Consider the following 11,952-nt stretch of genomic DNA (forward strand, 5'->3'; position numbering starts at 1 on the left):
AGAGATGTACGACCCCACAGTCGCCCGACTCACCTACCGGGCCCTGCTCGGCAAGCGCCGGGCCCTCATCCTGGGCGCCCTGCCCCTGCTGCTGATCGTGATCTCCGTGGTGGTGCGGGGCCTCACCGGCGCCGACGACCAGACCGCCGTCGACGTCCTGGGCGGCCTCGGCCTCGCCACGATGGTGCCGATCATCGGCGTCATCGCGGGCACGGGCGCGATCGGACCGGAGATCGACGACGGCTCCGTGGTGTATCTGCTGTCCAAGCCGCTGAAGCGGCCCACGATCATCTTCACCAAGCTGATCGTCGCGGTCGGCGTCACCATGGTGTTCTCGGCGGTCCCCATGCTGATCGCCGGGCTCATCCTCAACGGCAACGGCCAACAGATCGCCGTCGCCTACACGGTGGCCGCGCTGGTCGCCTCCATCGCCTACGCGGCGCTCTTCCTGCTGCTCGGTACGGTGTCCCGGCACGCGGTGGTCTTCGGACTCGTCTACGCCCTCGTCTGGGAGGCCCTGTTCGGCTCCCTGGTCGCCGGCGCCCGCACGCTGAGCGTCCAGCAGTGGTCGCTGGCCGTCGCCCACAAGGTGGCCGGCGGCGACCTGGTGACCTCGGACGTCGGACTGACCACGGCGACGGTGTTCCTGGTCGCGGTCACCGTGGGAGCGACCTGGTACGCCGGACAGAAGCTGCGCTCGCTGAAGCTCGTCGGCGAGGAATGACAGGTCCTGATCTTGACGGGGGCTTCATCTCTGTCCGGGCACACTGGGCAAACGGGGACGCACGGCTAGGAGGAACGGGGATGGCGGGACAGGCACCGTACGGCGGCGGTCAGGCCGAATCAGGGGACGGCTGGGACAAGTTGGTCCTGGACGACGACTTCATACGGTCCGCCGAGACGGCCGAGCCGTCCGCGCGCGCCCGGATGCTCGCGGCGCGCTGGCGCAGCGAGTCGCCCGAGCCGCAGCCCTGGCGCTCCGACGAGCCGCCCGCAGGCTGGTTCTTCAGCAAGGCGCGGCGTCGCAGGTGGCGTCTGCGTTAGCCGCCCCCCGGCTGCCCCTTTATTCGGTGGCGTCCAACTCGGCGTACAGGCACAGTTGTTCTGTCGACGCCGGATCAGCCGGCGCCACTGACTGGGAGAGGAGCTGGACGATGTCGATGCACGACAGGACGTCCAACTCCCTTCAGGGCAGCCCGCGGCGGTCTCCGGAGTAGTTACCCTCCGTCGAGTCGCCCACCACGGGGAGCTGCCCGGGGCGGCCGCTTCGAGCACGCGACTCATTATCGCGTGGGCCGCCCTCCCTGTTGCCCCCATCGCAGGGGGCATGCCGAGGCTGGGGCGGTTGCCCACACCTATGCGAGCAACCGCTCCAGCACGACCGCGATGCCGTCGTCCTCGTTGGAGGACGTCACCTCGTCCGCCACAGCCTTGAGTTCCTCATGCGCGTTGGCCATGGCCACGCTGTGGGACGCCCACGCGAACATCGCGATGTCGTTGGGCATATCGCCGAAGGCAATCGTGTCGGCGGCCTTCAGTCCCAGTCGGCGGGCCGCGATAGAGAGGCCCGTGGCCTTGGACAGGCCCAGCGGAAGCAGTTCGACGATGCCCTCACCGGCCATCGCGACCGAGACGAAGCCGCCCGCTGCCTCTCGGGCGGCTTCGGCGAGTTCGTCGTCCGTGAGGGTCGGGTGCTGGATGTAGATCTTGTTCAGCGGAGCCGCCCACAGCTCGGACACGTCCGTGAAGGGGGTGGCGGGAAGTGCCCCCGTGACCCGGTACCCGGGACCGACCAGCACCTCGCCGTCCAGGCCGCCCTGGCTCGCCGCCAGGAACAGCGGGCCGACCTCCGCCTCGATCTTGGCGAGCGCCACAGCGGCCAGCTGCCGGTCCAGGGTGACCGAGGTCAGCAGGCGGTGCTCGCCGGCGTCGTAGACCTGGGCGCCCTGGGCGCAGACCGCGAGGCCCTCGTAGCCGAGGTCGTCGAGGATGTGCCGGGTCCAGGGAGCCGCGCGGCCGGTCACCACGATGTGCGCGGCACCGGCCTCCGTGGCCGCCGCGAGGGCGGCACGGGTGCGCGGCGAGACCGACTCGTCGGAGCGCAGGAGCGTTCCGTCGAGGTCGGTCGCGATCAGCTTGTACGGGAAGCCGGTGCTCACTTGGCGACCGGCTCCAGGACCTCACGGCCGCCCAGGTACGGGCGCAGCACCTCGGGTACGCGCACCGAGCCGTCGGCCAGCTGGTGGTTCTCCAGGATCGCCACGATCGTGCGCGGTACGGCGCACAACGTGCCGTTGAGCGTGGCCAGCGGCTGCACCTTCTTGCCGTCGCGCAGGCGGACGGAGAGCCGGCGGGCCTGGAAGCTGTCGCAGTTGGAGGCCGAGGTCAGCTCGCGGTACTTGCCCTGGGTCGGGATCCACGCCTCGCAGTCGAACTTGCGGGAGGCGGAGGCGCCCAGGTCGCCCGAGGCCACGTCGATGACCTGGAAGGGCAGTTCGAGGGCGGTGAGCCACTGCTTCTCCCAGTCCAGGAGCCGCTGGTGCTCGTTCTCCGCGTCCTCGGGGAGGACGTACGAGAACATCTCGACCTTGTCGAACTGGTGCACGCGGAAGATGCCCCGGGTGTCCTTGCCGTAGGTGCCGGCCTCGCGGCGGAAGCACGGGGAGAAGCCCGCGTAGCGCAGCGGCAGCTTGTCGGCGTCGAGGATCTCGTCCATGTGGTACGCGGCGAGGGGGACCTCGGAGGTGCCGACCAGGTAGAAGTCGTCCTTCTCCAGGTGGTACACGTTCTCCGCGGCCTGGCCGAGGAAGCCGGTGCCCTCCATGGCGCGCGGGCGGACCAGCGCCGGGGTCAGCATCGGGATGAAGCCGGCCTCCGTGGCCTGTGCGATCGCCGCGTTGACGAGCGCCAGCTCCAGGAGGGCGCCGACGCCGGTGAGGTAGTAGAAGCGGGAGCCGGAGACCTTGGCGCCGCGCTCGACGTCGATGGCGCCCAGCGCCTCGCCGAGCTCCAGGTGGTCCTTGGGCTCGAAGCCCTCGGCGCCGAAGTCGCGGATCGTGCCGTGCGTCTCCAGGACGACGAAGTCCTCCTCGCCGCCGACCGGCACATCGGGGTGCACGAGGTTGCCGAGCTGGAGCGCGAGGCGCTTGGTCTCCTCGTCCGCCTCGTGCTGTTCGGCGTCGGCCGCCTTGACGTCGGCGGCGAGCTGGCCCGTCTTCTTGAGCAGCTCGGCCTTCTCGTCGCCGGAGGTCTTGGGGATGAGCTTGCCGAGCGCCTTCTGCTCGGAACGCAGCTCGTCGAAGCGGACGCCGGACGACCTGCGCCGCTCGTCGGCGGACAGGAGAGCGTCGACGAGCGCGACGTCCTCTCCACGGGCGCGCTGGGACGCGCGCACACGGTCGGGGTCCTCACGGAGCAGGCGAAGGTCAATCACGCGACCAGGCTACCGGTGCCGGGTTCCGGCTCACGACTTGGTATTCCGAACTGCGCCTTACATCCAGTTATGCGGCAATTGCGGAGAGTGTCGGCATCCTTCAATGCGAGTCAATAAAAGGGCGCCCCGCTCGCCGGAACGAGGCAGGCGTGAGGCGGCCTGTTGACTCGAATCCCTTGTGGGAAACGGGACTTGAGGGCGCGGTTGTCCACAGGAATCCACATCCCGGAAGAGTTATCCACAGGCTGTGTGGAAGATCTGTGGATGCCGGAAGTGATCATTCCTAAAGGGGTCCCGGGATCAAGGAATTCCCGACCCAAACGTCCCTCACACCCACTTTCGGGTGGAATTGCGTCGCTCCATAGGATTGCCCGAAGGAAACGGGTGGACGAAGAGTGACCTACGCGCCGGTGCACGCACCAGGGGCCTGCAGGGCGATTTGTCGACAGACTGATGCTCCACTGTCGACTTGTCCCCAGGTCGAGAAGTGGGCCTGTGGATAACTTCTGTGGATAACGAAGATACGCAGGTACTACCGGGCCACTACCGGGCCACCGTCCGTGCACTGCCGGCGCACTGCCGGTCAGAAACGGCCGTCCTGACAGTGTGCGACCCAGTCCGCCGCGGAGAGGAACTCCTCGTCCGAGGTCCCCGGGAACAGTGGCCGTACCCCGTCGACCCCGACGTCCGCGCGCGGGTACGAACCGAGGAAGCGCACCTGCAGACAGATCCGCTTGAGCCCCATCAGGGCCTCGGCGACCCGGCGGTCGGAGATGTGTCCCTCGGCGTCGACGCAGAAGCAGTAGTTGCCGATGCCGGCGCCGGTCGGGCGGGACTGGAGCAGCATGAGGTTGATGCCCCGGGTGGCGAACTCGCCGAGCAGGTCGCGCAGACCGCCGGGGTGGTCGTCGCGCTGCCAGATGACGACGGACGTCTTGTCCGCGCCGGTCGGCGCCGCCGGACGGGCGGGCCTGCCCACCAGCACGAACCGGGTCTGGGCGTTCTCCGCGTCGTGGATCTCCGTCTCCAGGGCCTCAAGGCCGTAGCGGGCGGCGGCGAACTCACCGGCGAAGGCGGCGTCGTAGCGGCCCTCCTGGACCAGGCGGGCGGCGTCCGCGTTCGAGGCGGCCGACTCCCACAGGGCGTCCGGGAGGTTCGCCTTCATCCAGTTGCGGACCTGCGGTTGGGCGGCCGGGTGCGCGGAGACCGTCTTGATGTCGGAGATCTTCGTGCCGGGCCTGACCAGCAGCGCGAAGGTGATCGACAGCAGCACCTCGCGGTAGATCATCAGCGGGGCGCCCGCGACCAACTCGTCCAGGGTGGTGGTGATACCGCCCTCGACGGAGTTCTCGATCGGCACGAACGCGGCCTCGGCCTCGCCGGTGCGCACCGCGTCCAGGGCGGACTGCACCGACACATAAGGGATCAGCTCCCGGGTCGCCGCCTCGGGAAGCGTGCGCAGGGCGACTTCGGTGAAGGTGCCCTCAGGGCCGAGATACGCGTAGCTGGCTGGCATGACTTCACCCTAATGGGCCTTGCGAGACCGGGCGCACGCTTCCCGGCCCGGCCACCCGTCAGAGCGACGGGCACCGCCTCCAGCCGCTTGCCCTGCCAGGGCGAAGAGCTCACCCCTCCAGCAGCCGCTGCCCCACGTACTCGCCCTCCGCCGCCCCGCCCGGCACCGCGAACAGGCCGCTCGCCTCGTGGCGGATGTAGGTCGACAGGGCGTCGCCGCGGTCGAGCTTGCGCTGCACGGTGACGAAGCCGCGCAGCGGGTCGGCCTGCCAGCAGACGAAGAGGAGCCCGGCGTCCGGGGTGCCGTCGGCGGCGATGCCGTCGTGGTACGAGAAGGGGCGCCGGAGCATTGCCGCGCCGCCGTTCTGGTCGGGGCGGGCGATCCGGGCGTGCGCGTTGATGGGGACGACCAGGGCGCCCTTCGCGTCGGTCTTCTCCAGGTCCATCGCGGTCGTCTCACCGCCCCCGGAAAGCGGCGCCCCATTGGTCTTGCGGCGCCCGACGACGTTCTCCTGGGCGCCGACCGAGAGTTTCTCCCAGTCGTCGAGGAGCATGCGGATCCGGCGTACGACGGCGTAGGAGCCGTTCGCCATCCACGCCGGGTCGGCCGAACCGGACGCCGGCACGAAGATCCGCTTGTCGAAGGTGGACTCGGTCGGTTTGGGGTTGCGGGTGCCGTCGAGCTGGCCCATGAGGTTGCGGGCCGTCATCTTGTGGGCCGTCGCGCCCGGCGTCCGGTTGAAGCCGTTCATCTGCCAGCGGACCTTGGCCGCGCTGCCCGCGTCCTTCTGGATCGTGCGCAGGGCGTGGAAGGCCACAAGCGCGTCGTCGGCGCCGATCTGCACCCACAGGTCGCCGTTGCTGCGCGACTTGTCGAGCTGGTCGGAGGAGAAGTCGGGGAGCGGGTCGAGGGAACCGGGGCGCTGTTTCTCCAGGCCCGTGCGGGAGAAGAAGCTGTTGCCGAAGCCGAAGGTGATCGTCAGCGACGAGGGCCCCGCATCCCGGGCGACATCCGTGTCGTCCTGCGCTGCCGGTTCACCCGCCATCAGTCGCTGCGCGGTTGTCGACCAGCGGCGCAGCAGGGCCGCCGCCTCCTTGCGGCTCGCGCCCGCCGCCAGGTCGAAGGCGACGAGGTGGCCGCGCGCCTGGAGGCCCTCGGTGATGCCGGGCTGATGTTTCCCGTGAAACATTGCCCTGTCCGCGCCGAGCGAGGTGAGCGGAGTGGCCCCGGCCGGGGCAGCCGTATAGCCGACGGCTCCGCCAGCCGCACCGAGCACAAGCCCGGTGGCACCGGCCGTGCCGAGGAGCCGTCGGCGGGAAACGCCCTCCCCTGGGGAGGCGTTTTCGGAAACGGTCTCCCCAGGAGGTGCCTTTACGGTGCGGGCCTCGGGAATGGACTGGTCAGGCATGGCGTGGTTCAGCCGATCTGCGCGTTCTTGTCGACGGTCGTCTGGTCGATGTCGGAGGTCCGCACGGTCACCGAGATCTTCCAGTCGCCCGCCATGGGGATCTGGATTCCGTTCGCCGCCCAGTGCCCGGTGGTGATGCGGTCGGGCGTCACGGGCAGCGGACCGATCTTCTTCGCGGCGAGCGTGAAGGCGACCTTCACCTCGGGGACGTCGAAGGCCCGGCCGTTGGGGCGCTGCACATAGACGTGCATCTCGTTGCCGCCCACCCTCGCGGGGTCGATGTCGACCCGGATGACGCCCTTGCCGTCCGTGCCTCCGGTGTCGAAGGACATGTCCAGGGTCAGCGCGCCCGAGGACGACGAGGAAGAGGACGAGGAGGAGGCCTTGGCCGCCTTGGCGTCCTCCTCCGTGCGGCCCGGTTCGGTGGTCGTCAGGGCCGTGGTGACGGCGAGGACGACGACCGCGACGGCGGCCTCGGCGAGGACCGAGCGGCGCAGCCCGAAGAGGTTCGGGTCGGCGTCCCGCAGCCGCTTCTGCCGGGTGGTGTCCACGGCGGCCTGCTGGCGCGCGAGTTGGGTGGCGCGCTTTGAGTCTCCGGACGCGGCCGACGAACCGCCGGTCTTGGCGGACGCCGTGACGTGTTCCTTCTCCGGCTCGTGTTCCTCGGCTGCCGCTGTTTCCTCGACGACCGTCTCAGCCGTGGCCGTGTCGGTGCCGCTGTCCGCGAGTCGGCCCGTCCAGCGCCGGGAGATCGACGCGATCCCGACGAGCAGCGCCACGAGCCCGATCTTGACGAGCAGCAGCTGCCCGTAGCCGGTGTCGGTGAACGCCGACCAGGAGCCGAGCTGGCGCCAGGACTGGTAGATGCCGGTCGCGACGAGCGCGACGACACTGCCGAACGCGAGGCGCGAGAAGCGCTGTACGGCGGCCCGTCCTATGGGGTTGTCGGCCGGCGCCCGGTACAGCGAGACGAGCAGGGCGGTGAGGCCGCCGAGCCAGGCCGCGACGGCCAGCAGGTGGACGACGTCGACGGGCATCGCGATGCCGGGCTGCAGCCCGGTCGAGGCGTGCTCGGACAGCGCCCAGCTCGCGGCGAGCCCGGCGGCCACCACACCGCCGCCGATCGCGAGCCCGAAGGTCAGGTCCCGCTTCTCCTCGTCCTCACGTTTGTCGTAGGCCCCGAAGAGGACGGCGATGAACAGCGCGGCGGCGGCGAGCAGCAGCAGCCGGGAGACGAGCGAGGCGCCCGTCTTGGTCTGGAGGACCTGGCCGAGGAGGTTCAGGTCGAAGATGTCGCCGAACTTCCCGGAGGTCGTGTACGAGCCGCGGATGAGCAGCAGCCAGAGTGTGGCCGCGGTCAGCGAGACCCACCCGGAGACCACCAGCCGCTGCAGCGACCGCACCCCGGCGCCCCGCTGCCAGCAGGCCAGGACGAAGGCGGCGCCGCCGACCATGACGATGAAGCCGGCGTACGACATGTAGCGCCCGAAGCCGTACAGCCCGCCGACGAGCCCGCCGCCGACGTCCTGTTCGGCCGACGCGGAGACGGTCGTCTGCGAGGGGGAGCCGATGGAGAAGGTGAAGGCGCCGCCCACGGGGTGGCTGTCCGCGGACACGACCTGCCAGGCCACCGTGTAGGTGCCGTCGGGCAGCCCGCTGCGGATCTGCACGGCGTACGTCGTACCACTGATGTTGGACGGTTTGCCGACGTCGACGCGTTTGCCCTTCGGGTTGAGCACGCGCAGCGAGTCGTTGTTCGTCGCGACCTTCTCGGAGAAGGTGAGCGAGACCTGTGTCGGAGCCTTGTTGACCACCACCCCCGAAGAGGGGTCGCTGCCGGTCAGGGCGGCGTGTGCGGAGGCCGTCCCGGCACCCGCGAACAGCATCCCGACGACGGCCAGGAACAGCAGCACCAGAGTGCGGACTCGGGGGGTGATGGTCGTCTTCAAGGTGGGTCCCTCCCTCAGTGCCCGGTCGTGGGGTTGTACGTCGCCGACTTCACGGGCATCTCAACCGTGAGGGGGCCGGACTTGGCAAAGTGCAGCTTCACGGTCACGTTGTCGCCCTGCTTCAGCGTGTGCTTCAGCTTGTCGAACATCAGGTGGTTGCCGCCGCTCTTGAACACGAGTTGACCGTGTGCGGGCACGTCGAGGGACGTCACCTCCTCCATCGCCTGGCCGACCGTCTCGTGCACGGAGACGGGACCGAGATCGCTGGTGACGGAGGTCAACTCGTCCTTCGTGCCGCCCTTGTTGGCGATGTCCAGGAACCCCGCCGCCATGTCCGAGACCGGCTGGGGCATGTAGGCGGAGCTGACGGAGAGCTGGGCCTTCGTGTCGCCCGAGCCGCAGCCGGTGAGGACCAGCGCGCCGCTCAGCACCGCGACGGGCACGGCGAACCGCCTCACGGTGTCTCCCCCTTGACGATTTTGGGGAGGTCCTTGGTGTAGTCGTCGACGGTGGTGTCCTGGCCGTAGAGCAGATAACCGCCGTTGGTCTTCGGGGAGAACGCGACGACCTGGGTGCCGTGGACGGAGACGAGCTTGCCGTTCTTGTCCTTCGAGGTCGGCTCGATGGAGATGCCCAGGGTGCGGGCGCCGGCCTGGATGGTGGCGAAGGAGCCGGTCAGGCCGACGAACTGGGTGTCGATGCCCTTGAGCCACTTGCCGAGTTCCGGCGCGGTGTCCCGGGCCGGGTCGGTGGTGACGAACACGACCAGCAGCTTGTCCTGCTCGGCCTTGGGCAGCGACTTCTTGGCGACGGCGATGTTGTTCATCGTCAGTGGGCAGATGTCGGGGCAGTGGGTGTAGCCGAAGTAGATCAGCGTCGGCCGGCCCTTGGTCTCCGCCCGGAAGTCGTACTTCTTGCCGTGCGTGTCCGTGAGGACCAGGTCCGGCTTCTCGAACGGGGTGTCGAGCACGGTGGCGGCCTGGGTCGCGGTGTCCTCGGAGACCACGGCGACGGGGCTGTTGCCGTCGTCGCCGCTGCCGCAGGCGGAGAGCGTCAGGGTGGCGGCGGCGAGCAGCGCTGCCGCCGCGAACGTCTTCTTGCGCATAGGAAAAATGTCCCAGTTGTGAGAGCTCCGGCGCGCACCGGGGTCGTTACGCAAGAGTCGCACGGACCCCTGTGCGCGCCATGAGCGGACGGGCCTCAGACGGTCGTACGCCGACGACCGGCGAGAACGCCGTACGCCACGCCCGCCGCGCCGACGGCGATGCCGACCACGCTGAGGACGCGGGCGGTGGTGTCGGAGGAGTCGGCGGCGGACGTGGTGTCGGCGGCGGTGTTCTCGGTCTTCTCGGAGGCGTCCTCGGCGGTCGCGCCGGAGGCGGAGGTGGCGGCGGAGGTCAGTTCAAGCGTCGGAGCGGGGTTCTCGGGCTCCTCCTCGCCGTCCTTCTGCACCTCGATCCAGCGCACGACCTGCTTGTCGGAGTACGTCTGCAGTGCCTTGAAGACGAGCTGGTCGGCGTCCGTGGGCAACATGCCGACGGAGACCGGGAACTTCTGGAAGTAGCCGGGCTCGACGCCCTTGCCGGTCGCGGTCCAGGTGACCTTGGTGACGGCCTCGGTGATCGTCTCGCCGTGCATCTCGGCGGGCTTGGCCAGCTTCGACTTGGTGACCTTGACCGTCCAGCCGCTCATCGGCTCCGGCATCACGGAGGCCAGCGGGTGGTCGGTCGGGAAGGTGACTTCGAGCTTGGTGGTCGAGGCGTCGTCGCGCTCGTTCGGGACCTTGAAGTCGACGACCGCGTAGCCGCCCTTGACGGCCGCGCCCTCCGGCTGCACGGAGACATGCGCGAAGGCGGGGGAGGACAGGACGACAACCGCCGAGCCGGCGACGGCAGCGGCGGCGGCGATACGAGAGGCCTTCATGGAAAGGAGCACTCCACTTCGAGTTCGAGTGAGTTCCGGGTGGTGAAGAGGGGGCGCGTGGTTTCCCGGGCGAAAAACTCGGGCACGCGCGCGTGCCGCACGACGGCGGCCGTCCCCTCCCGGAGAGCTGTGCTCGACGGAAATGGTGGTGGTCGCGTCGCGTCAGGCGGCGAGGACGTGTGCGGCGGCCGAAGGCGGGCCGCGGCGGATCACCGAGTGCTGGAGTGCGGTGGTGTGCGGGGCGGGCGGTGCGAACAGGGCCGTACGCCGTGGTCGCGGACCGGTCCCGGGCGCCCCCGGCAGCCCGGCCCGCAGGGCGCGCACCAGGGCGAGCGCCCCGCGCAGGGACCGTACGAGCGCGCCTTCCGCGACTCCGTGCGCCGACAGTTCCACGAGGCGCCGCAGCGCCAGGTCCCCGTGCCGCAGCAGCCAGCCCGCGGCGAGCGCCGCGAGGAGGTGGCCGAGCAGCATGGACACGGACGGGAACAGGGACATGGAGGCGGCGGCGGAGGTGGACATGGCGTCCGCCGGGTGGTGCATCGACCCCATGGAGCCCATCGAACTCGCCGACCCCGTCGAGCCGGTCGTGCCCGAAGTCGGCAGCAGCCGGGCGGCGGTGAGGATCTGGTGGGCCTGCGCCGGGCTGATCGCCGCCGCGGTGGTCCCGCACAGCAGGTGCGCGGCGCGCGCGACGAGCGTGGCGTCGGACGAGGACAAACCGCCGGTGGTCGACGTACCGGCGGCCGTCTGGCCGAGCCCGAACAGCGTGTGCAGCACGGTCTGTCCGACCGCGAGCAGTGCCGCGATGCCCGGCAGTGAGCGCTCGCGTCCGGCGAGCGGCGCGACGACCAGGAACGTGGCGAGGAAGCCCGCACCGAGTGTCCACAGGGGCACGGTGGCGCAGGAGGCGATGGCATGACCGGCCGCGGCCAGCACGCCACAGACCGCGGCGAACACCGCGGCCCGCAGGACCCGGAGTTCACCTCCGGAGCGCGCCGTACGTGGGTGGGGGGCAGTCATGGCGGGCTCATCATCGCACCGGCCTTGTCGGCGCCATACGGCAGGTCCACCACACCGGGACGATAATGTGTCATAGATCACAAAGGTCACTCTCCGACGTGAGCTACCACCGGATACACCAATTACGTTTCGGACACATCCCCCATATGGGCGGCATCACGTCAACTCCGTGCTTACACAGGGGCACTGGCGGCAATAGGTATCGGTATGTCGAGCCGCGGCCGGGAGGCTGGAGCATGAGCATCTGGTGGTCACTCCATCTGAGGCGCGAGGCCGCGAGCGTTCCGCTCGCCCGCCGACTTCTCCTCGGCACGATGGAGACCGCGGGCGTCGACCCGGACATCTCCTACGACCTCTCGGTCGCCCTCAGCGAGGCGTGCGCCAACGCCGTGGAGCACGGCGGCGACACCGAGCCCGGCGCCTCCTCGGAGGCGTACCGCGTCACCGCGTACCTCGACGGCGAGAAGTGCCGTATCGAGGTCGCCGACTCGGGCCCCGGCTTCGCGCGCGCCCATGCCGTCCGCCCGGCCCCGAGCGAGGCGGAGAACGGCCGGGGCCTGTGCCTCATCCAGGAACTCGCCGACCACGTCCACATCGGCAACAAGCCGGGTGTGGGCGGCGCGGTGGTGAGCTTCGACAAGATCCTGAAGTGGCGGAAGGACGCGCCGCTGATGGCGGTCTGAGGGCGCGTCCGAAGCGGCGC

General features: G+C 69.8%; 12 protein-coding genes. 3 read left to right on the forward strand and 9 right to left on the reverse strand.

Annotation, left to right across the window (positions count from 1 at the left end; translation table 11 throughout):
- Positions 1-4 precede the first annotated feature (4 nt).
- A complete protein-coding gene (locus tag OC490_RS28315) occupies positions 5-724 on the forward strand; it encodes an ABC transporter permease subunit (protein ID WP_262060840.1) in 720 nt (239 codons plus the stop codon).
- A gap of 80 nt (positions 725-804) precedes the next feature.
- Positions 805-1,044: a hypothetical protein gene (locus OC490_RS28320; RefSeq protein WP_262060841.1), complete on the forward strand. Its 240-nt coding sequence runs from the start codon at positions 805-807 to the stop codon at positions 1,042-1,044.
- A 311-nt stretch (positions 1,045-1,355) separates the two neighbouring features.
- Here the strand turns inward: OC490_RS28320 and OC490_RS28325 are convergent, their stop codons facing one another.
- The 9 genes from OC490_RS28325 to OC490_RS28365 all read right to left on the reverse strand — a co-directional run bounded on the left by OC490_RS28325 (position 1,356) and on the right by OC490_RS28365 (position 11,249).
- Entirely contained in the window at positions 1,356-2,159 is an 804-nt protein-coding gene (locus OC490_RS28325) for an HAD family hydrolase (protein ID WP_262060842.1), read from the reverse strand.
- Positions 2,156-3,433, reverse strand: a complete 1,278-nt coding sequence (gene serS / locus OC490_RS28330) for a serine--tRNA ligase (protein WP_262060843.1) — start codon at positions 3,431-3,433, stop codon at positions 2,156-2,158. Before serS ends, OC490_RS28325 begins: the two co-directional genes overlap by 4 nt.
- A gap of 583 nt (positions 3,434-4,016) precedes the next feature.
- A complete protein-coding gene (pheA, locus tag OC490_RS28335; protein ID WP_093627985.1) occupies positions 4,017-4,949 on the reverse strand; it encodes a prephenate dehydratase in 933 nt (310 codons plus the stop codon).
- Positions 4,950-5,058: 109 nt separating this feature from the next.
- Positions 5,059-6,357, reverse strand: coding sequence for an iron uptake transporter deferrochelatase/peroxidase subunit (efeB, locus tag OC490_RS28340; RefSeq protein ID WP_262060844.1), 1,299 nt, complete (start codon positions 6,355-6,357; stop codon positions 5,059-5,061).
- Positions 6,358-6,365: 8 nt separating this feature from the next.
- On the reverse strand, positions 6,366-8,306 hold the full coding sequence (locus OC490_RS28345) for a copper resistance CopC/CopD family protein (protein WP_262060845.1): 1,941 nt from the start codon (positions 8,304-8,306) through the stop codon (positions 6,366-6,368).
- A 14-nt stretch (positions 8,307-8,320) separates the two neighbouring features.
- Positions 8,321-8,764, reverse strand: coding sequence for a copper chaperone PCu(A)C (locus OC490_RS28350; RefSeq protein WP_262060846.1), 444 nt, complete (start codon positions 8,762-8,764; stop codon positions 8,321-8,323).
- Positions 8,761-9,411 (reverse strand): SCO family protein, encoded by a 651-nt coding sequence (locus OC490_RS28355; RefSeq protein ID WP_262060847.1) that lies wholly within the window; start codon positions 9,409-9,411, stop codon positions 8,761-8,763. Before OC490_RS28355 ends, OC490_RS28350 begins: the two co-directional genes overlap by 4 nt.
- Positions 9,412-9,506: 95 nt before the next feature.
- A complete protein-coding gene (locus tag OC490_RS28360; RefSeq protein ID WP_262060848.1) occupies positions 9,507-10,229 on the reverse strand; it encodes a YcnI family protein in 723 nt (240 codons plus the stop codon).
- Positions 10,230-10,391: 162 nt separating this feature from the next.
- The gene (locus OC490_RS28365; RefSeq protein ID WP_262060849.1) at positions 10,392-11,249 is read right to left on the reverse strand and encodes a hypothetical protein; all 858 of its coding nucleotides are present in this window, start codon (positions 11,247-11,249) and stop codon (positions 10,392-10,394) included.
- Positions 11,250-11,485: 236 nt separating this feature from the next.
- Here OC490_RS28365 and OC490_RS28370 point away from each other — a divergent pair, with 236 nt between their 5' ends.
- Entirely contained in the window at positions 11,486-11,932 is a 447-nt protein-coding gene (locus OC490_RS28370) for an ATP-binding protein (RefSeq protein ID WP_262060850.1), read from the forward strand.
- Positions 11,933-11,952: the final 20 nt, after the last annotated feature.

Source organism: Streptomyces sp. STR69 (assembly GCF_024519455.1).
Lineage (GTDB): Bacteria > Actinomycetota > Actinomycetes > Streptomycetales > Streptomycetaceae > Streptomyces.